The sequence below is a fragment of the Streptomyces sp. NPDC014907 genome, assembly GCF_055562975.1.
Window position 1 is genome coordinate 100,983 of the sequence record NZ_JBVHEG010000010.1, and the last position, 20,181, is coordinate 121,163.

The 20,181-nt window shown below is 76.0% G+C and carries 17 protein-coding genes; 13 read left to right on the forward strand and 4 right to left on the reverse strand.

Translation table 11 applies throughout. The features are described from left to right. Positions 1-86: 86 nt before the first annotated feature. The 3 genes from ACZ3IL_RS23620 to ACZ3IL_RS23630 form a co-directional block, all read right to left on the reverse strand. Entirely contained in the window at positions 87-473 is a 387-nt protein-coding gene (locus tag ACZ3IL_RS23620; RefSeq protein WP_467393083.1) for a zinc ribbon domain-containing protein, read from the reverse strand. A 281-nt stretch (positions 474-754) separates the two neighbouring features. Further along, positions 755-1,453: a TetR/AcrR family transcriptional regulator gene (locus ACZ3IL_RS23625; protein WP_467393085.1), complete on the reverse strand. Its 699-nt coding sequence runs from the start codon at positions 1,451-1,453 to the stop codon at positions 755-757. Positions 1,454-1,539: 86 nt separating this feature from the next. Beyond that, positions 1,540-2,301 carry an SDR family NAD(P)-dependent oxidoreductase gene (locus tag ACZ3IL_RS23630; RefSeq protein WP_467393087.1) on the reverse strand — a complete coding sequence of 254 codons (762 nt, stop codon included), beginning with the start codon at positions 2,299-2,301 and terminating at the stop codon, positions 1,540-1,542. Positions 2,302-2,748: 447 nt separating this feature from the next. Between ACZ3IL_RS23630 and ACZ3IL_RS23635 the strand changes: the two genes are divergently transcribed. The 3 genes from ACZ3IL_RS23635 to ACZ3IL_RS23645 are packed head-to-tail and all read left to right on the forward strand — an operon-like array spanning position 2,749 to position 6,159. Further along, entirely contained in the window at positions 2,749-3,429 is a 681-nt protein-coding gene (locus ACZ3IL_RS23635; RefSeq protein ID WP_467393089.1) for a helix-turn-helix transcriptional regulator, read from the forward strand. Continuing rightward, the gene (locus ACZ3IL_RS23640) at positions 3,429-4,097 is read left to right on the forward strand and encodes a Pvc16 family protein (RefSeq protein ID WP_467393091.1); all 669 of its coding nucleotides are present in this window, start codon (positions 3,429-3,431) and stop codon (positions 4,095-4,097) included. The genes ACZ3IL_RS23635 and ACZ3IL_RS23640 overlap by 1 nt, the downstream gene beginning before the upstream one ends. Continuing rightward, positions 4,081-6,159 carry an AAA family ATPase gene (locus ACZ3IL_RS23645; protein ID WP_467393093.1) on the forward strand — a complete coding sequence of 693 codons (2,079 nt, stop codon included), beginning with the start codon at positions 4,081-4,083 and terminating at the stop codon, positions 6,157-6,159. Before ACZ3IL_RS23640 ends, ACZ3IL_RS23645 begins: the two co-directional genes overlap by 17 nt. Before the next feature lie 73 nt (positions 6,160-6,232). Here ACZ3IL_RS23645 and ACZ3IL_RS23650 read toward each other — a convergent pair whose 3' ends face one another. Then, entirely contained in the window at positions 6,233-7,888 is a 1,656-nt protein-coding gene (locus tag ACZ3IL_RS23650) for a COG1470 family protein (protein ID WP_467393095.1), read from the reverse strand. An 841-nt stretch (positions 7,889-8,729) separates the two neighbouring features. Between ACZ3IL_RS23650 and ACZ3IL_RS23655 the strand changes: the two genes are divergently transcribed. The 10 genes from ACZ3IL_RS23655 to ACZ3IL_RS23700 all read left to right on the forward strand — a co-directional run bounded on the left by ACZ3IL_RS23655 (position 8,730) and on the right by ACZ3IL_RS23700 (position 20,181). Next, positions 8,730-10,310: a phage tail sheath family protein gene (locus tag ACZ3IL_RS23655; protein WP_467393097.1), complete on the forward strand. Its 1,581-nt coding sequence runs from the start codon at positions 8,730-8,732 to the stop codon at positions 10,308-10,310. 115 nt (positions 10,311-10,425) lie between these two features. Beyond that, the gene (locus ACZ3IL_RS23660; RefSeq protein WP_467393099.1) at positions 10,426-10,869 is read left to right on the forward strand and encodes a phage tail protein; all 444 of its coding nucleotides are present in this window, start codon (positions 10,426-10,428) and stop codon (positions 10,867-10,869) included. Beyond that, positions 10,869-11,288: a hypothetical protein gene (locus ACZ3IL_RS23665; protein WP_467393101.1), complete on the forward strand. Its 420-nt coding sequence runs from the start codon at positions 10,869-10,871 to the stop codon at positions 11,286-11,288. Before ACZ3IL_RS23660 ends, ACZ3IL_RS23665 begins: the two co-directional genes overlap by 1 nt. After that, a complete protein-coding gene (locus ACZ3IL_RS23670) occupies positions 11,285-11,437 on the forward strand; it encodes a DUF6760 family protein (protein ID WP_467393103.1) in 153 nt (50 codons plus the stop codon). Before ACZ3IL_RS23665 ends, ACZ3IL_RS23670 begins: the two co-directional genes overlap by 4 nt. 2,857 nt (positions 11,438-14,294) lie before the next feature. Next, complete coding sequence (locus ACZ3IL_RS23675; RefSeq protein ID WP_467393105.1) at positions 14,295-14,615, forward strand: hypothetical protein; 321 nt, start codon at positions 14,295-14,297, stop codon at positions 14,613-14,615. A 119-nt stretch (positions 14,616-14,734) separates the two neighbouring features. Next, a complete protein-coding gene (locus ACZ3IL_RS23680) occupies positions 14,735-15,172 on the forward strand; it encodes a phage tail protein (RefSeq protein WP_388696214.1) in 438 nt (145 codons plus the stop codon). Position 15,173: 1 nt separating this feature from the next. Beyond that, the gene (locus tag ACZ3IL_RS23685; protein WP_467393107.1) at positions 15,174-15,908 is read left to right on the forward strand and encodes a CIS tube protein; all 735 of its coding nucleotides are present in this window, start codon (positions 15,174-15,176) and stop codon (positions 15,906-15,908) included. Next, entirely contained in the window at positions 15,905-17,719 is a 1,815-nt protein-coding gene (locus tag ACZ3IL_RS23690; protein ID WP_467393109.1) for a VgrG-related protein, read from the forward strand. Before ACZ3IL_RS23685 ends, ACZ3IL_RS23690 begins: the two co-directional genes overlap by 4 nt. 67 nt (positions 17,720-17,786) lie before the next feature. Further along, positions 17,787-18,185 (forward strand): GPW/gp25 family protein, encoded by a 399-nt coding sequence (locus ACZ3IL_RS23695; RefSeq protein ID WP_467393111.1) that lies wholly within the window; start codon positions 17,787-17,789, stop codon positions 18,183-18,185. 10 nt (positions 18,186-18,195) lie between these two features. Next, complete coding sequence (locus ACZ3IL_RS23700; RefSeq protein WP_467393113.1) at positions 18,196-20,181, forward strand: putative baseplate assembly protein; 1,986 nt, start codon at positions 18,196-18,198, stop codon at positions 20,179-20,181.

Sequence of the window (20,181 nt, forward strand, 5' to 3'; positions counted from 1 at the left end):
GTGCCCCGGGGCCGGTTATGGGGGGGGTGGGGTGGCACTCTGTGCCACCCCACCGCCCCTTTCGCGCGGCGCGGAACGGTGCCGGCTCACAGCCAGCCGTCGAGGGGGACCTCCTCGCAGAGCCGGACGACCGGCCTGCGGCCGGACACGCCGGCGCCCGACGCGAGCTTGACCCGGACCCCGGGACGCACCGCGTGCAGCGGTCCGTCGACCCGGCAGCGGACCACGAAGCCCTCCGTCATGTGCACCGGCCAGAGGTCCGCGTCGGCGGCGGCGACCCCGCGCCGCACGGAGATCACGCCTTCTCCGTCGCTGAGTTCGGGCGCGAGGTCGGTCGACCCGCAGGTCGGACAGAGCAGCCGCTGGAACGTGGTGGTGTGGCACCAGCGGCAGCGCTGGAAGTAGAGCTCGGAGTCGGGGGCCGACTCCTCGGCCTGGACGGCGGTCCCGCTCCTCAATCCCGTGTGGAACACGATGCCTTCTCCTTGCACTCGACGGCTCGACCGTGCACGAGGCAAAGATATGGCACTGAGTGCCATCAAATAAAGACCTGAGTTCCCTCAATCGAAGATACCGGGGCCCCCGGGCGCCGTCCGGCCCCGCTCAGGTGCGCCCCGCGGCGCCCTCCGTGGTCCCGTCCCGGGCCGCTCCGGGCCTCCCGGATTCCCCACGGGCTGCTCCGGGGCCTCCCCCGGACTCCCACGGGCTCCTTCGGGCCTCCCCGGGCCTCCCCCGGTTCCGTCCCGGGCGCCCCTCAGCCCTCGCCGAGGCTCGCCTCGACCTCGCGCACCACGCGCCACATCGGGGTGGACCGCTTGGTGATCACCACCACCACGTCCTCCGTCTCCTCGGCGGCGGCCGGGGCGGGTCCCCAGGTGGCGCGCACGAACTCCAGGGCCTCGTCCACCGCCGCGAGCGGATCGCCCTCGCCCCCCGAGCGCAGCCAGTGCCGCAGGGCGTGGTTGTGGGCGGCGACCACGGCCGCCGCGACCACGTTGGCGCGCAGGGTGCCGTCCCTGCGGTCGGCCCAGCGGGCGCGCAGGTAGTCGCCGAGGGTCTTCTCGTACCGCCAGACCACCGACAGCTCGTACGTCCGGAGGCCGGTGACCTCGCGGGTGAGCCGGTAGCGCTGGACGGAGAAGGTGGGGTTCTCGGCGTACATCCGCATGACGAGCCGGGCGGCGTCGCCGACGCGGACGACCGGGTCGTCCGTGTCGGCGCTCGCGGCCAGGAAGCGGGTCATGTCGGCGAGGCACTGCTCGTGGTCGGGGAAGACCACGTCCTCCTTCGACGGGAAGTACCGGAAGAAGGACCGCCGGCCCACGCCCGCGAGCGTCACGATGTCGTCCACGGTGGTCTGCTCGTAGCCCCGCTCCAGGAAGAGCTGGAAGGCGGCGGCGATGAGGGAGTCCCGCATCGCGGGCTTCGTGGAGTGCGTCGACGCTGTTCCCATGGCCCGAACCTAACACCCGGGCGGACCCGGCGCGGCACTAGGTGCCAGAGAGATACGGCACCCAGTGCCCTCGCGGGGTACGGGGATCAGCGGGCGGTCATGCGGAGCGCGCCGTCCATGCGGATCGTCTCGCCGTTGAGGTAGTCGTGCTCGACGATCATCGTGACGAGGCGGGCGTACTCCTCCGGACGGGCGAGGCGCTGCGGGAAGGTGACGCTCGCGGCGAGCCCGGCCCGGACCTCCTCGGTGAATCCGGCCATCATCGGGGTGTCGACGATGCCGGGGGCGACGGTGACGACCCGGATGCCGAACTGGGCGAGGTCACGGGCGGCCGTGACGGTCATGCCGGCGACGCCCGCCTTGGAGGCGGCGTACGCGATCTGGCCGACCTGGCCCTCGAAGGCGGCGATGGAGGCGGTGTTGACGACGAGACCGCGCTGTCCGTGCCCGTCGGGCTCGTGCCGGGCGATGGCCTCGGCGGCGAGCCGCATCACGTTGAACGTGCCGATCAGGTTGACGTCGAGCACCGCGCGGAACAGGTCGAGGTCGTGCGGGCCCTTCCGGCCCAGGACGCGGGCGGAGGGGGCGATGCCGGCGCAGTTCACGGCGAGCCGCAGCTCGGCCCCGTCGGCGTCGGCCACGGCGAGGGCCGCGCGGACCTGCTCCTCGTCGGTGACGTCGGCGGCGAGCAGCCGGACGCCCTCGGGGAGCGGCCCGGCGGCGGCCACGGCCTTGTCCAGGTCCAGGCCGTAGACGGTGGCGCCGCGCGCGGCGAGCGCGGCGGCGGTGGCGGCGCCGAGGCCGGAGGCGGCGCCGGTGACGAGAGCGGCGGAGCCGGCGATGTCCATGGAACTCCTCGTTCGTGTCGTGCGGGTGCGACCCCGCCGCCGGGATGGCCGCCGGATCGGACGCGTGCCCGCGGAGGACCGCGCGGTCCGCGCGATCTGCGCCGCCCACCATAGAACCGCGTGCCGCGCTCCCGGAAGCGGAGGCGGCGCGCGTCTCCGCCGGTCCGCCGGCACGGGACCCGGGAAGGACGCGTGGCCCGAACCGGTTGGCCGAAAATCCTGTGTCAGCGGGGCGTTAGCGCGACGGCAGCGGGACGTGAGCACCGCACGCCAAGGTGGAGGGGACCATCGTGGCCGGCGGGCCGGCCACGGACACCAGACCGCGGGGACCGCCACGCGCGCCGGACACCGGCCGACGGGCACCGGCGCGGCCGCCTTGCCTTCCGCACCCGGGCGCCCGACCACGCCCGTGCGGTCGGGGCGTGTGAGAAGGGGCAGGTAGCGGAAGTGCTCACCAAACGGGTGACGGTGACCGTCCACGCGTCCGATCCGCTCAGCCGGGCCGGTCTGATCAGCCACCTGCGGCACCAGCCGTCCCTGGACGTCGTGCCGGAACAGGACGGCGGCGAGCGGGACGGCGGGGACGGGGACGACCGGGCACGGAACGCCCCCGCGGTCGCCGTGATGCTCGCGGACCGGATCGACGAACCCACCACGGCCGAACTGCGGCGCCTGCTGCGCGGCCGGGACCAGCGCGTCGTCCTCGTCGCCGGCGAACTGCGCGAGCCGGACCTGCTGTCGGTGGTCGAGTACGGGGTGCGCGCCATCATCTGGCGCCACCAGGCCACCGAGCAGCGGCTGTTGAGCGCCGTGCACAGCGCGGCGCGCGGCGAGGGGGAACTGCCGCCGGACCTGGTCAGCCGCCTGCTGAACCAGGTGGGCCGGCTGCAGCGGGCGACGGCGGCGGGCGCGGCGGCCGGCGGGACGGCGCCGCTCTTCGGCATGGCCCCGCGCGAGGTGGACGTCCTGCGGCTGCTCGCCGAGGGCCTGGACACCCGGCAGATCAGCGAGAAGCTCGCCTACTCCGAACGCACCGTGAAGAACATCCTGCACGCGCTGATGACGCGTCTCCAGCTCACCAACCGGGCGCATGCCGTCGCGTACGCGCTCCGCGAAGGTTACATCTGATGATCCACGAGATCGACGAGGCGCTGCGCCGTCTCCTCGCACCCGCCGTCACGGGCGACGTCGCCTTCGACGCGCCGACCCGCGACTGGGCGGCCCGCCGCAACGAGCCGACCCTGAACGCCTATCTGTACGACATCCGGGAGGACGTGTCGCGGCGCGAGGGGGGCACGCTGGCCGAGCGGGACGCCCGGGGGATCGTGACGCGCGTGCGCCGGCCTCCGCGCTGGTTCCGGCTCTCGTACCTGGTGACCGCCTGGACCTCGCGGCCCGAGGACGAGCACCGGCTGCTCGCCGGCGCGCTCGCCCTCCTGCTGCCCCACGAGGCGCTGTCGGGCGACGCGGTGCCGGAGTCGGTGCGCCCGATCGCCACGGCCCTCCCGCTCTCCGTCGCGGTGCCGCCGGCCGAGTCGCGGTCGCTCGCGGACATCTGGTCGGCGCTCGGCGGCGAACTCAAGCCGTCCCTGGACCTCGTGGTCGCCACGCCGTTCCCCGTCACCCCGGTGTACGAGCCGGCGCCGCCGGTCACCGAGGGCGCGGGCCTGATCGTACGGGGGATCGACGGCGTGCCGGACGACTCCGGGCTCCGGATGTCGCGGCGGACGGGGACGGCGCCGGGAGCGGCGGCCCCCGGCGGGAAGGACGGGGACGGGCATGGCCTCCGGCGCTGACACCGGCACCACGGACACCGACATCACGGACACGGACACTACGGACACGGACACCACGGACACGGGCCGTCCGGGCGGGGACGGCGTGCTCGCCCGGATCGCCGCCCTGCGCGCCCGGGTCGCCGCCCTCGTGGACGCCCGCAGCGCCGGGGACCCCACGGCGGGCGATCCGCTGCGGGGCCTGTACGTCACCGGGGAGACGGCCCGCCGGATCATCGCGGCGGGCCCGCCCCCGGCGGCGCGGGAGGAGGACGTCGTGCCGCCGGACGCCGGCGGGACGGACCGGGCCGCCGGGCTCGCCCGCGCCTTCGGGCTCTCCCCGCTCGACGTCCATCTCCTCGTCGCGGCCCTCGCGCCCGAGGTGGACCGGGGGTTCGAGGCGCTCTACGGCTACCTCAACGACGACGTCGGCCGGCGCCGCGCCACCGTGGCGCTCGCCCTCGACCTCGCGGGCAGCGGCCCCCACGACCCGGCCGGCCGCGACCGCTTCCACCCGGCCGCGCCGCTGCGTTCCGGCGGACTCCTGGAGGTCGAGGACGAGGACCGGCCGCTGCCGGGACGGGCGCTGCGCGTGCCGGAACGGGTGGTGGCGCACCTCCTCGGCGACGACGGCCGCCTCGACGCCGCGCTGATCGGCGCGGGGGTCGAGCTGCTGCCACCCGAGGCCGCCGGGACGCCCCCGGAGCCCGCCTCGGTCGGGGCGCGGGTCGCGGCCGCCGGTCCCGTCACCGTCCACCTGCGGGAACGCGTGCCCGGGTCCGGTGCCGATCCGGTGGTGGCCGCGCTGCGGGACGCCGGACGGTCCGTGCTGCGGTACCGGCCGGAGTCCGTCGACGTCCCGGTGGCGCGGGCGCTGCTGCGCGAGGCCCGGCTGCGCGGTGCCGCCGTGGTCGTCGAGCCGCTGCCGGCGGGGCCGGGGCCGCTGGTGCGCGCGCTGGCCTCGCCCGCCGTGACGGTGGTCCTCGCGGGCACCGGCGCGCCCGACCCCCGGTGGGCGCCGGACGCCGACCTGCTCGCGCTGGACGCGCCGGGCGGCACGACGGCCCCCGGCGACCTGTGGCAGCGCGAACTCGGCACCTGCGACGCCGGCCTCGACCTGGCGGAGGCCACCGCTCCGTACCGTCTCAGCGGTGACCAGATCCGCCGGGCCGCCCGTTCGGCGCGGACGCTGGCCGCGTTCGAGGGCACCGGTCCGAACCTCGCGCAGGTGCGGCGCAGTGCCCGGCTGGTCTCCGCGCCGCTGCTCGACAGCCACGCGCGGCGGATACGGCCCGCCGTGGGGTTCGCCGATCTCGTGCTCCCCGGGGAACCGCTGGGGCTGCTGCGCGAGCTGACCGGGCGGGCCCGCGACCGGGACCGGGTCCTCGGCGAGTGGCGGCTGCGGACCGGGGGCGGCCGGGGGCGCGGCGTCGTCGCGCTGTTCGCCGGCGAGTCGGGCACCGGGAAGACGCTCGGCGCGGAGGTCGTCGCGGGCGAACTGGGCCTCGACCTCTACGTGGTGGACCTGTCGTCGGTGGTCGACAAGTACGTCGGGGAGACCGAGAAGAACCTGGAGCGGATCTTCACCGAGGTGGACCGCACGGACTGCGTCCTGCTCTTCGACGAGGCCGACGCGGTCTTCGGGAAGCGCTCGGAGGTGAAGAGTTCGCACGACCGGTACGCCAACCTGGAGAGCGCGTACCTGCTCCAGCGGCTCGAGGCGTTCGACGGGATCGCGGTGCTCACCACCAACCTCCGGGCCAACATCGACGAGGCGTTCACGCGCCGGCTCGACCTGGTCGTGGAGTTCCCGTTCCCCGATCCCGGGCAGCGGCTCTCCCTCTGGCACGCGTGCCTGGCGGGCGCGCCGAAGGAGGCGGACGTGGACGCGGAGATCGCCCGCTGCGCCCGGGAGTTCGAGCTGGCGGGCGGCGCGATCCGGTCGGCCGCGGTGACGGCCGGCTACCTGGCGGCGGCCCGCGGCTCGGCGGTGACCGGCGCGGACGTACGGGCGGGGGCGCGGCGCGAGTACCGCAAGGCGGGCCGGCTGGTGCCGGACGCGGGCCTCCCCTGGGCTCCCTGACCGTTCCGGCGGCCCGGCGCGGGGAGGGGACCGGCCGTGCGGCCGGTCCCCTCCCCGCGGTCCGCGTTCCGGCTCACATGACGCTGCCGCCGCGCATCCGGTGGAGCGTCGGCCCGTCGACGACGCCGGTGACGCCCAGTCCGACGGCCTGCTGGTACAGGCCGATGTACCGGGTGACGTTCTTGTCGTAGGCGGTGGGCGCCGTCTGCCCGGTGGCGAAGTAGGCGATGCCCTGCCGGGCGTACAGACGGTCCCGGGCGAGGTCCTGGTCGCTGTGCTCGCGGTTGTACGCCCACCAGAAGGCCGCCACGACCCGGGTGGTCTCCCAGCTGGAGCCGCCGGGCTTCAGCCGGTCGGCCGTGACGCCCTGGACCCACAGCGAGGTGAGGGTGGCGCGGCCGAGTTCGCCCTTCTTGTCGGTTTCGAAGATCGCGGCGGAGTTCTGGTTGTTCGCGAGGCCGTCGTCGACGACGGCCTGCTGGTAGCAGGCGAGGGAGGCGCGGGTCGGGCCGTCGATCACGCCCTTGCTCCAGGGCGGCTTGAGCGTGCAGCGGTTCTTGCTGCCGAGGGCGGCGAGGCGCGCCTGCGCGAACTCGACGACGTCGTCCTTCGGGTACCCGGCCTTCCACGGCGGCACGGTGACGGAGGGTGCGGGCGGGGCGGGGGGCTGTCCGCCCCCTCCGCCGCCCCCTCCCGGGGCACCGCCCGAACCGCCGTCGCCCGCGCCGCCGGGTGACCCGCCGGCGCCCGGTCCGCCCCCGCCGGGACCCGCCCCGCCCGGCCCGTCGCCCGTGCCGGGGTCGCCTCCGGCGGGCGGCGGCGTTCCGCCGCCCACGGGGGGCGGGGAGCCGCCGGGCTGGTTCCCGCCGGGCACGGGGCCGCCGGTCTCCGAGGGCGGGGGCGGGGGCGCCGCGGGGAGCGCGGTCCCGGCGCCCTGCGGGGCGGGGCGGGGCGCGCCCGTCGCCCCGAGGTCCCTGGCCGCGCTGACGACCTTCGGGGAGAAGCCGAACCAGAGCACGCAGAAGGCGATCGCGGCGGTCATCAGGAGCCCGCCCGCCACCATCAGCCAGGTCCCGAAGACGGGACGCTGGTCGAAGGTGGCCTCCAGGTCGAGGGGCGTGTCGTCGCCCGCCCGCCGGACGGCCACGGTGAACCGGTGCGACTCCTCGGCTCCGGTCCAGCGCACGGCCTGCGGCCGCACCACGAGGTCGCCGAAGGCGGCCCGGCCCGGGGCGATCTGCACGGCGTTCGGCCGCATGTCGAAGGTGAGCCGGTTCGCCTCGTCGCGCACCACCAGGGAGGCGGTCAGCGGGGTGTTGCCGAGGTTGTCCACGGCGATGCGGGCACGTCCCCGGAAACGGCCGAAGAGCGCGGGCGGCAGCACTTCGGCGCGCGTCTCGGTGAAGGGGGTGACGGTCAGCCGGCCCTCCACCACGTCGCGGGCGCCGGAGTTCTCCCGGGGATCGACGCGGACGCCGTACGCGACGGGCCCGGCCTCCACGTCCGAGGAGCGGGGCGGGGCGAACGAGATCTCGGCGGTCCCCTCGGCGCCCGGGTAGAGGCGGAGGACGTCGGGCTCCACCCGGGACCAGCCCGCGGGCCTGCCCACCAGGGAGAGCCGGTACTCCTCGACGGTGTCGCCGGTGTTCCGCACCCGCAGGCGGGCGGAGGTCCGGGCCCCTGGCTCGACGGTCGCCTCGGCCGGGTCCAGAGAGGTCCACATGGTCATGGGCGAAGGCTAGGGGTGAAGGGGCGGCGTCCGGTTGCCCGAACGTACCTGTTCGGGGGCAGCACGGCGTGCCTCCGCGCGCCCCGGAGCGGCCCGGGGGCGGGTTCCGGCCGTGAACCGGGGCGTGCCCCCGGGTCGTACCTTCGCACGCGCGGGCCGCGCCACCAAGGGGGTCCCTCCGCCCGGCCGTACGGCCCCGGCCGGGCCGCCCCGCGAAACGGAGGCGCTCGCGGCCGCCGGCGCCGAAGCCCGTGCCCGGCCCGTGCCGGTGGTGCCGGTGGTGCCGGTGGCACGCCTACCCGCCCCGGGCGTACGAAAACCCCGTGGGCGGCCGGGCGAAAGGGCACCGGGGCCTGCCCCCGGGGTTTCCCGCGCGCGCCTCCCCGCCCGCCGGCCCGCCCGGCAGTCTCGTCCTGTGGGTACGGGCCGGTCCGCACGGCCCGGACCGCACGGGCCGGTCCGTGGAACCGGCCCGTACGGGCGGTGGAGGCGAAGGCCCCCGCCGTCCCCGCGTCCCGGCCCTCCCGGGCCCGGCGGTCCTCCGCGGACGTGCGGACGTGCGAACGGAGGGCGGTGTCCGCGAGGGCAACCGCCCCTGCCCTCGCGAGCGCCCCTTCTTCCCTGGTCGCGGCGGTGGAGTCCGGCGAAAGTCGGAAGCGTACGACCACCGGCCGGGAACGCAGGGGAGGGCAAGCGGGATGAGGGCGGCGCACCACGGCGTCACCAGGACGGTCCGGGACGACCGCCCGGCACGGACGCCCTTTCCGGGAAACACCGCACGGCCCGGGGAAACCGTCCCGAACCCCTGAACCGCCCCTCACTCCCTAGGAGCACCACACCCATGCCCACGTACCTGTCCCCCGGCGTCTACGTCGAGGAAGTGGCCAGCGGCTCCCGCCCCATCGAGGGGGTCGGGACCTCCGTCGCCGCGTTCGTCGGGCTCGCACCCGCCGGGCCGCTCAACGAGCCGGTCCTGGTGACCAACTGGTCCCAGTACGTGGCGGCGTTCGGGGACTTCACGGACGGGTACTACCTCGCCCACTCCGTGTACGGCTTCTTCAACAACGGGGGCAGCGCCGCGTACGTCGTGCGCGTCGGCGGCGGGGACGCCCAGGGCGCCGCGCGGGCCGTCGCCTCCGCCGCCGACGCGCCGCGCGAGCTGGTGGCCGGCGAGGCCGTGGCGCTCGGCTCCTTCCGGGTCGCCGCCCTGACGGCCGGGACCGGGGCCGACGGGGCGCTCACCGTCGAGGTGCAGGACGTCGAGGGCGAGACCGAGCGCTTCAAGCTGGTCGTCAAGGACGGCGAGAAGGTCGTCGAGAGCTTCGACGCCTCCGCGAAGAAGAGCGCCCGCAACTACGTCGTCGCGCAGGTCAAGCAGCGTTCCAAGACCATCGTCCTGGAGGAGGCCGTGGCGGGCGGGCAGCTCGCCAGGCCCGACGCGCAGGCCGTCACCCTCGCCCCGCCGGCGCAGGCCCCCGTGGCCGTCCCGGCGCAGGCGGCGGGCCCCGCCGCGATGGAGTCCGGGCAGTTCATCGGCGACTCCGCCGACCGCACCGGCTTCGGCGGCCTGGAGGCGCTGGACGAGATCAACATGGTCGCCGTGCCGGACCTGATGGCCGCCTACCAGCAGGGCCTCATCGACCTGGAGCAGGTCAAGGCCGTGCAGCTCGGCCTCATCGCGCACTGCGAGCTGATGGGCGACCGGATGGCGATCCTCGACCCGCCGCCCGCCCTGAACGCCCGCGACGTCCGCAAGTGGCGCCAGGAGATCGCCGGTTACGACTCCCGGTACGCGGCCCTCTACTACCCGTGGATCAAGTCGTTCGACCCGGCGACCGGCCAGACCCGTACGGTTCCGCCGTCCGGCCACATGGCCGGCGTCTGGGCCCGCAACGACTCGGAGCGCGGCGTCCACAAGGCCCCCGCCAACGAGATCGTGCGCGGCGCGGTCGACCTGGAGCTCCAGATCACGCGCGGCGAGCAGGACCTGCTCAACCCGATCGGCGTGAACTGCATCCGCGCCTTCCCGGGCCGGGGCATCCGCGTGTGGGGCGCGCGCACCCTCGCGTCCGACCCGGCGTGGCGGTACCTGAACGTGCGCCGCTACTTCAACTACCTGGAGGAGTCGATCCTCGTCGGCACCCAGTGGGTCGTCTTCGAGCCCAACGACCAGTCGCTGTGGGCCCGCATCCGCCGCAACATCTCCGCGTTCCTCGTCAACGAGTGGCGCCAGGGCGCCCTGTTCGGCCAGCGCGCCGAGGACGCCTTCTACGTGAAGTGCGACGCGGAGACCAACCCGCCGGAGTCGATCGACCTCGGCCGCGTGGTCTGCGAGATCGGCATCGCCCCGGTGAAGCCCGCCGAGTTCGTGGTCTTCCGCCTGGCGCAGTTCCAGAGCGGTGGCGGCGAGCTGGAGGAGTAGACCTCCGCCCCGCCGCCCCACCCGTACGCCCTCCCCCGCCCCAACCCTCCGCGGAACCACGCGGGGCCGTCGCGAGCCGGCCCCGCGGTTCCCACCCGAACAGGAGTGACCCCTCATGTCCCTCGACACCGGTGACGCCCTCGCCGCCCACAATTTCGGCCTGCAGATCGACGGGGTGATGGTCGAGACCCTGCAGGAGGTCAGCAGCCTCTCGATGGAGCAGGACGTCATCGAGTTCCAGCAGGTCTCGGCCGACGGCAAGCCGATCATCAAGAAGCTCCCCGGCGTGAAGAAGGCCGGCGAGTGCACGGTGACCCGCGGCGCCACGCAGTCCGCCGCCTTCACCGAGTGGATCGCGGCCTCCATCGCGGGCGACATGGGATCGGCCCGCAAGAACGCCTCCATCATCTTCATGGACTACCAGCTGAACCCGGTGAAGCGGTACAACCTGCGCAACGCCTGGTGCACCAAGGTGGAGGTGAGCGGGGTCAAGGCCGGTGACGCGGCGGCCCTGACCGAGCAGGTCACCATCACCTTCGAAGAGCTGACGCTCGGCTGATGCGACGCGAGGGATCGGCGGGAACGCGGCAGGACCGCCCACACGAGCCGCTCCGTACGGAGTTCGAGTTCGAGCTGCCGCGCGGGTTCGTCGACGAGGCGGGCACCGTGCACCGCAACGGGGCGATGCGGCTGGCCACGGCCAGGGACGAGCTGGTCCCGCTGCGGGACATCCGGGTCCGCGAGAACCCGGCGTACCTGTCCGTGGTGCTGCTCGGGCGGGTCATCACCCGGCTGGGCACGCTCCCGTCGGTCCACGACGGGACGGTGGAGAACATGTTCGCCTCCGACCTGGCGTTCCTCCAGGACTTCTACCGGCAGATCAACGCGGAGGGCCACACCAGGGCCGCCGTCGCGTGCCCGCACTGCGAGGAGTCCTTCGAGGTCGAACTGGCCGGGAGCCGCCTGGGGGAATCGTGACGTACGCGGCCGACCGGATCGAGGAGGAGACCGCGTACCTCGCCTTCCACTTCCACTGGGGCATGGACGCCATCCTCGACCTGGAGCACGCGGACCGGCGCCGCTACGTGGCACAGGTGGCGTCGCTGGTGGAGCGGTCGCAGGAGTAGGGGCCGGGACCGGGATCACGGCCGGGGCCCCCGGGCCGGAGCAGGAGCAGGACGGGAAGGGAGGTCGGAGACGGTGGGAATGTTCGGGAAGTGGCGGACGCGCAAGCCGCGCGGTACGGGGGCGGACGCTCCCGCGGAGGCGGGTGCCCCCACGGGGGGCGCGGCCCCCGGGGCGGCGTCCGGCGACGCGTGGCGGGCGCTGCCGCCCGTGCAGCGGGTCCTCGACGCGCCGCGCACCGTGGCGGAGCACGGCTTCGCCTCCTCCCTCGCGACCCACTGGAACCCGTCCTTCCAGAGCGACCTGGGCCACGGCGCCCTCCCGGACGCCCCGGCCGGCGTCCTCCTTGACGCGGCGCGGACCGTCCGCCCGGCCACCGGCACCACCGCCCCCGAACTGCCGGGACTGCGGCTGCCGGTGGCACGGTCCGTCGCCCCGGACGCGGAGCCGGGCACCGGCCCGGACCCGGCCGACGGGGCCGGAGGGCCGCACGCGGTCCGGAGCGGGACCGCCGCTCCGGTACGGGGTGACGCTCCGGTGCGGAATGGCGGTCCGGTGCGAGGTGACGGCCCGGTACGGGGTGACGGCCCGGTACGCGCGGCGGGCTCCTCCGGCGCGTCCCCGGCCGTCCAGCGCGCCGCCGCGCCCGGGGGCGCTCCGGCGCGCCCCCCGGCGACCCCCGCACGCGGGGCCGTCGCGGGAACTCCCGGCCCCGCCGGTGGAAGTCCCGTACGGCGTTCGCCGCTGATCTCCGCTCCGCCCGTCCGGACGTCGCGCCTCCTCGCCCCGGCGGGCGCTCCCCGCCCCACCGTCCCGGCGTCCTCGCCCGCGCCCGCGGCCGGGGAGACGCCCACGGCCGCACGGCCCGCCGTCGCGCCGGAACCCCCGGCCGCCGAACGGCCCCAGATCGTCCCGGGCCCCGACTCCCCCGCGGGGCCCGGGACTTCCACCGGCACGCAGGGCGCGCCGGTCCAGCGCCGCCCCGCCGTGCGCCGTTCACGGCGTGCCCCGGGCGCGGACTGGAGCACGACGGCCTCCGCGCCCCAGGCACCCGCGCCGGGCCCGGCACCCGCACCGCCGGCCGTTCCGGTCGCGCCGCCGCGTCCCACCGCCCCGGCCTCCCGGGCCAACCCGGCGGACCGGAAGGCCCCGGCCCCCACCACGTCCCCCGCGTCCCCGGCCGCGTCCGCGCGCCCGGCGGCCGGGAACGCCGCACCCACACCGGCACCGGCGAAGCCTCCGTCGTCCCCGGCCGCCCGGTCGACTCCGGCCGTCCAGAGGAAGCCGGGGCCCGTCGCTCCTTCCGCGTCCGGGTCCCCGGCGTCTCCGTCGGCCCCGAAGAGCCCGACGCCCGCCATCCCGCCCGTGGCTCCGGCGGCCCCGGCGTCCGCCGCTCCACCCGTGGCCCCGTCGGCTCCGTCGGCCCCGTCGGCTCCGTCGGCCTCATCTGCTCCGTCGGCCCCGAAGAGCCCGGCGTCCACCACCCCTCCCGTGGCCCCGACGGCCCCGAACGCTTCCGTGCGCCCGGCGGGCCGGGCCCCGCAGGCGGCTCCGTCCGCCCGGACGAACCCGGCGCCCGGCGCCGCTCCCGTGCGTCCGGCCGTCCAGAAGAGCCCGGCACCCGCCTCGGCGCCCCGGACCCCGCCGACGGGTTCGCCCGCGCACCCGAGCCCGGCGCCCGGCGCGCCTCCCGCGCGCCCGGCGGCCTCCGCGCCTCCGGTGACCTCCGCGCCCCCGGTGGTCCAGACCGCGAGGACGGCCCCGTCCCGTCCCGTCGGCCCGGCGTCCGGCGCCACCCCCGCGCACCCGTCCGTCCAGCCGCTCCGGGAGAACCCGGTCGCTCCCCCGGCTCCGCGCGCGTCGACCTCCCCCGACTCGTCCCCGGCCACCCCTGCCTCCCCCGCCCCGTCCCCGGCCGCCCCGTCCCCCGTCCGGCCCGGACTCGGCGCCCCCGTGCGGCGCACCACCGGCGACGTACCGGCGGCGCGAGCGAACCCCGTGCCGCGGCGCTCCCCGATCGGGGCGCCCCTCACGCGGCCGGTCACGGCCTCCGGTCCCTCCGGGGCCGCTCCCGTCCAGCGCGCCACGGCCTCCCCGGCGGCACCGCCTCCGTCCGCCCCGGCCGCGCTTCCGGCTGCCCCCGTACCGCCCGCGTCCGCCCCGGCCGCACCTCCCGCCGCCCCCGTACCGTCCCCGGCCGCGCCGCACTCCCCCGGCACCGTCCCCCTCCCGGGCCCGGTCCAGCGGTCCTCCCGGGCCGCCGCCGCGCCCGGCGCCCCCGGAGCGGGCGCTCCGGAAGCGCCGCGCACGCCCGTTCCCGCCCCGGCCCGGCAGGCGCCCCCCGCCGCCCGTCCGCTCCCCGCCGCGCCGCGCGCCGGGGAACCCTCCCGTGCCCCGGGCCACGAGCCGGTCCCGGCGCCCGAACGCCGGTCCCCGGGCCGTTCCGCGCTGCCCGCCGGGCCCTCCGTCCCCCTGGTCGCCCCCGCCGGCCTCCCCCGGTCCTCCACTCCCCCGGTCCAGCGGCGTGCCTCGCTCCCCCTGGCCACCGGCCGCCCGCTGACCCCGCGCCTCCCGGACGCCCCGGGTCTCCCGGGCACGCCCGCCCCCGGCACCGCGAACACGGCTCCCGGCTCCCGTGCCCCTCACCGCCCGGCGCCCCTCACCGCCCCGGTCCCGGCGCCCCTCACCGCTGCCGCGCCCCGTGCCGCCTCCGGCGCTCCCACCGCGCCCCGGCCCGTCGTCCCCCTCTCCCCGGGCACGCCCGCTCCAGCCGTCCAGCGCGCCGTCCCCTCCGCCCCGGCCCCCCGGCCCGTGGTCCCCCTCTCCGCGCCCGCCGCCGCCGGGCCGGTCGCACGGCCGGTGGTCGCACAGCGCCGGAACGCCCCCGAGACCGCGCCCACGCAGGCGCCCGCGTCCGCCCCGCTCCAGCGGACGGCGTCCCGGCAGCCCCCGGCCGTTCCCAGCACCTCCTCCGTCCGGACCGACCCCGCTCCCGTCACCCGCACCGCGTCCGCGCCGCCCTCCGTGCAGCGCGGTGCGGAAGCCGCCTCCGACACCGCGTCGCCCACTCAGCTCGACGAGCTGGCCCGCCGGCTCGTCACCCCCCTCTCGCGGCTCCTGCGCGCCGAACTCCGCGCCGACCGCGAGCGGGTGGGCCGCCTCCGGGACCACGGCCACTGACCGCCGGAACCCGTCCCGCCCCCGCCCGCACCGCCGACCGCTTCCGTACCCGTCCACCCGTCCGGCCCGTCCGCCCCCGATCCGTTCCCTCCCGCACCGCCGACCCGAGAGACCTCCTCATGCCCACCCAGCCGGACCCCGCGTCCACCGTCTTCTTCAAGCTCACGATCGACGGCCAGGACCTCGGCCTGTTCAACGGCTGCGACGGCCTCTCCTCCGAGGTGGAGGTGGAGCAGCGCCGGGAGGGCGGCAACAACGGCTTCGTCTGGCAGCTCCCGACCCGCGTCACCTTCTCCACGATCCGCCTCTCCCGCCCCCTCACCGCTGACACCGCCAAGGTCGCCACCTGGATCTCGTCGCTCGCGACCGGGATCACCCGCCCGACGGCGCAGATCGCGGCCCTGCGCGCGGACGGGTCGACGGTCGCCCAGTGGGGTCTGGTCGAGGTGCTGCCGGTCCGCTGGACGGGGCCGACGCTCGACCCGGCCAGCCCGGCCGTGGCCACCGAGACGCTGGAGATCGCGCACCACGGCTTCACCGACGCGGGAGGCGCCTGAGATGGCTCCCCTCATCGGCGTGGCCCGCGGGCTCTCGCGGGCCACGCTCTCCATCCACCAGCCGCCGACCGACCTCGGCGGTTCCATGGGCGGCCGGATCGGCGAGGTGAAGTTCCAGTTCAACCCGGACCAGCTCCAGTTGAGCCGGTCCGCGAACTGGCACACCGAGCCGGCCGTCGCGTACACGCGGGGCGCGCCGCCGAAGTTCACCGGCAGCGAGCCGGCCCGGCTCCAGCTGGAGGTGTTCCTGGACCGGTCCGACGACCCCTCCTCGAACGACGTGCAGCAGCAGGTCGAACTCCTGCTGTCGTGCTGCGAGGTGACCTCGCAGAGCATCGGCGCGAAGGCGCCGTCGCCGCCGTGGGTGGAGTTCTCCTGGGGGTCGTTCTCGACCGTGCGGTTCGTGGCGTACGTGACCTCGGTCTCCGCGACGTACACCCTCTTCAGCCCCAGCGGCATACCGATCCGCGCCACCTGCTCCCTCTCCCTCACCGAGGTCGCCACCGCGACCAAGAAGCAGAACCCGACCTCCGGCGCGCTCTCGGCCCGCCGCGCGCACCGCACGGTCGCCGGGGACTCGCTCGCCTCCCTCGCCTGGCGGGAGTACGGCGACGCGACCCGGTGGCGGGTGATCGCCGAGGCCAACGGCATCGACGACCCGATGCGGCTGCGTCCCGGCACGGAACTGCTGCTCCCGTCCACCACCGACATGCCGGAGACCCAGGGCGCCCCATGAGCGAGAAGACCTTCACCACCGTCCTCCACGTGCAGCTCGACGGCACGCCGCTGCCGGACCCGCTGGCGGTCCGGCTCACCGAGGGCTGGGTGGACGCCAGCGTCAACGTCCCGTCCGCGTTCCAGCTGACGTTCAGCGACAAGGACGGCACCCTCACCGAGAAGTTCCCGTACCTCAAGGTCGGGGCGATGGCGGTGCTCTCGCCGTTCACCGACGGGCGGCTCGGCGAGCCCATGCTGACCGGGGAGGTCACGGCCGTCGAGGTGGACGCGGCGCCGGGCCACGGCCGGTACCTGATCCTGCGCGGTTACGACCCGGGCCACCGGCTGCTGCGCAACCGGCGCGTCGAGGGCTACCCGAACATGACGGCCTCCGACATCGTGCGGAAGCTCGCCGGGCTCAACCGCGTCCCGATCGGCAGGATCGACGCCACCCCGACCGTGTACGAGCTGGCGACCCAGCCGAACATCACGGACTGGGACTTCCTGTCCCGGCTCGCGCGGGAGAACGACGTGCGGCTGTCCCTGGACCCGGCGGGCCGGCTCGTCTTCGCCGCGCTGCCGCCCGCCTCCGCCGCGCCCTCCGACACCACCCCGGCCGCCGCCAGCCCGTACGTCCTGGACTTCGGGTCCAACACGCTGCACAGCCGGGTGTCGGTCACGGCCGCGGGACAGGTCGGGAAGGTCGACGTGCGGGGCTGGGACCCGCGCACCAAGCAGGCGCTGACCGCGCCGACACCGGCCGTGGCGAGCAGGGACATCGTCTCCGACATCACCCCGGCGCAGCTGTCCGCGCTCTTCGGCGCGTCCGAACTGGCCTCGACGGGAACGCCGTTCACGACCCAGTCGGAGGTGAGCCAGGCGGCCGCGGCGCTCGCCGACGACGTCACCGGCTCGTTCGCGGAGGTGGAGGTGGCCGTCACGGGCAACCCGGCGCTGAAGCCGGGGCAGCCGGTGGCCGTGAAGGGCGCGGGCTTCCCCTTCGAGGGCCGGTACACCGCGACCGGGGTGCGCCACGTCTTCGCGTCCGGGCGGCAGTTCACCACCTGGCTGACCGTGTCGGGCCGGCAGTTCCGCTCGCTGTACGGGACGGCCTCGGGCGGCGGCGAACCGGCGCCGCCCATGCCGGGCGTGGCGGTCGCGCTGGTCACCAACACCAAGGACCCCCTCTCCCTCGGCCGGGTCAGGCTGCGCTTCCCGTGGCTGTCGGCGACGTACGAGAGCGGCTGGTGCCGGGTGGCGCAGCTCGGCGGGCGCGGGGGCGGCGGCCTGGTCCTGCCGGAGGTGGACGACGAGGTGCTGTGCGCCTTCGACCGGGGCTCCCTGGAGCACCCGTACGTCCTGGCGGGGCTCTACAACGGCATCGACCGGCACACCCCCGCCACCGACCGGGTCCCGCCCGTCGACCCGACGAGCGGGCGGGTGCAGTGGCGCGCCCTGACGTCCCGCACCGGCCACACGGTGGAGCTGCGCGAGGAGGGCGGCCGGACGCGCGCCTCGCACGGCATCCGGCTGCGCACCTCGAAGGGGGGTCTGAGCGTCGAGCTGAACGAGGCCCGCACCACCCTGACCATCGACAGCGACGGCACGGTCACCATCACGGGCGCGCGGGGCGTCACGGTCGAGTCGGGGACGGACCTGAAGCTCTCGGCGGCGGGCCGGATCGAGCTGAGCGCGGGGCTGGGCGTGGACATCAAGGCGGGGGCGAAGTTCAAGGTGTCGGCGGTGACCCAGGCCGTCGTCAACGCCCCGTCCTTCATCACCTCGACCGTCCCGATGCCCAACCCGGTCGTGGCGAACCTGCCGTTCTGACCGGCCGTCCCCGTCCCGCCGTTCCCCCCGTCCCTTCCGATCCCGACCCTCCGAGGAGGACCTTCCCTTGAGTGAGCACTTCGTCGGCGCGGGCTGGGCCTTCCCGCTGCGCACCGGGCCGAGCGGTTCCATCGCGCTGGTCCGGCGCGACCGCGAGATCGAGGAGTCGATGCGGCTGGTGCTGGCCACGGCACCGGGCGAGCGGCCGATGCGCCCCGAATTCGGCTGCGCGGTGCACGAGCTGGTGTTCGCTCCGGTCAACGACACGACGATGGGGCGCATCCGGTACGCGGTGATGTCCTCGCTCGACCGCTGGGAGCCGCGCATCGAGGTGGAGGACGTCACGGTCGCCCCCGCCCCCGGGGAGCCGACCACCCTGTACATCGACGTCCGTTACCGGGTGCGCGGCGCCAACAACCCGCGCAACCTCGTCTTCCCCTTCTACGTCATCCCCTCCGAGGACTGAAAGAGCCGCCATGGCCCTGCCCGCACCCCATCTCGACGACCGGCGCTTCCAGCAGTTCGTCGACGACGCCAAGCGCTACATCCAGCAGGCGTGTCCCGAGTGGACCGACCACAACGTCTCGGACCCGGGGGTCACCCTGGTCGAGGCCGTCGCGCACATGGCGGACCAGCTCGTCTACCGTCTCAACCGGGTCCCGGAGAAGAACCACCTGGCCTTCCTCGACCTGCTCGGCGTGACGCTCTTCCCGCCGGCCGCCGCCCGCGCCGACATCACGTTCCGGCTCTCGGCGCCGCAGCCGGAGCCGGTGCTGCTGCCCGCCGGCACGGAGGTGTCGACCGGCCGTACGGAGACGGAGGAGGCGGTCGTCTTCGCGACCACCGACGACCTGACGGTGGTGCCCTGCTCGCTGACGCACCTGCTGCGCCAGGAGGCCGGGGGCGCGCCCGAGGACCGTTTCCAGGCGATGGCGGGCGGCGAGGACGTACAGGCGTTCTCACCGCTGCCGCGCGTCGGCGACCTGCTGCTCCTGGGGCTCTCGGCGGCCGTGCCGGACTGTGTGCTCGTGCTCGACCTGGACAGCCGGGTGGACGGCGTCGGCGTGGACCCGCGCAGGCCTCCGCTGGTGTGGGAGGCGTGGTCGGCGGCCGACGGCTGGACCGCGTGCGAGGTCGACGAGGACACCACCGGCGGGCTCAACCGGCCGGGCGAGGTGGTGCTCCACATGCCGTCCGGGCACGCGCTCTCACGGCTCGGCGGGCACGAGGCGGGCTGGGTGCGCTGCCGGGTCGTGGAGCCGGCGGAGGGACTGCCGTCGTACAGCGAGTCGCCGACGGTGCGGGCGGCGGGGGCGTTCACCATCGGCGGCACGGTCCGCGCGGCGCACGCCGAGACGGTGCGGGACGAGTTCCTGGGCGAGTCGGAGGGGGTGCCGGGGCAGCGGGTGCGGCTCACGCGCGTCCCGGTCGTGGACCGGCCCCCGCTGCTGCTCCAGGTCGCGGAGCGCGCGGACGGCGGGGACGGGGAGGACCCGGAGTCCGGCTGGACGGAGTGGACCGCCGTCCCCGACTTCGCGTCCTCGCGCCCCGGCGACCGGCACTTCACCCTGGACGCGACGACGGGCGAGATCGCCTTCGGCCCGAGCGTGCGCCGGCCGGACGGGACGATGCGGCAGTTCGGGGCCGTCCCGCCGAAGGGGGCGGCGATCCGCGCGGTCCGCTACGGCACCGGGGGCGGCCGGGCGGGGAACGTGGCCCGGTCCACGATCAGCGTGCTGCGCAGCTCCATCCCGTACATCGCGCGGGTCGAGAACCGCGAGGCGGCGCGGGGCGGGGTGGACGGGGAGACCGTCGAGGAGGCCAAGACCCGCGCGCCCGTCACGCTGCGGGCGCAGGAGCGGGCCGTGACCGCGCGCGACTACGAGGAGCTGGCCCGGCGGGCGGCGCCGGAGGCCGCGCGGATCGCCTGCCTGGCGGCGGACGCGGCCGAGGCGGGCGACAACGCGGTCCGGGTCCTGGTGGTGCCGCAGGCGGTGCCGGACCGGGGCGGGCGGCTGCGGTTCGAGCAGCTCGTCCCGGGCGAGGAGCTGCTGTCCCGGGTGACCGGGTTCCTGGACGAGCGGCGCCCGCTGGGCACCCGGCTGGCCGTGGGTCCGCCGTTCTACCAGGGGGTGACGGTGGTGGCGACGCTGCACGCCTTCCGGGCGGCGGAGGCGGAGCGGGTGCGGGCCGGGGCCCTGGACGTGCTGTACGCGTACCTGGACCCGCTGACGGGCGGGGCGCACGGCGAGGGGTGGCCGTTCGGGCGCCCGCTGCGGGCCGGTGAGGTCTTCGCGGCGCTCCAGCGGGTGCCGGGGGTGGAGCTGGTGGACGAGGTGCTGCTGCACCCGGCCGATCCGCTGACGGGCCGGCGGGGCGACACGACGGACCGGATCGAGCTGGCGCCGTCGGCGCTGCTGTTCCCGTTCGACCACCGCGTCCGTGTGATCGAGGCCCGGTGA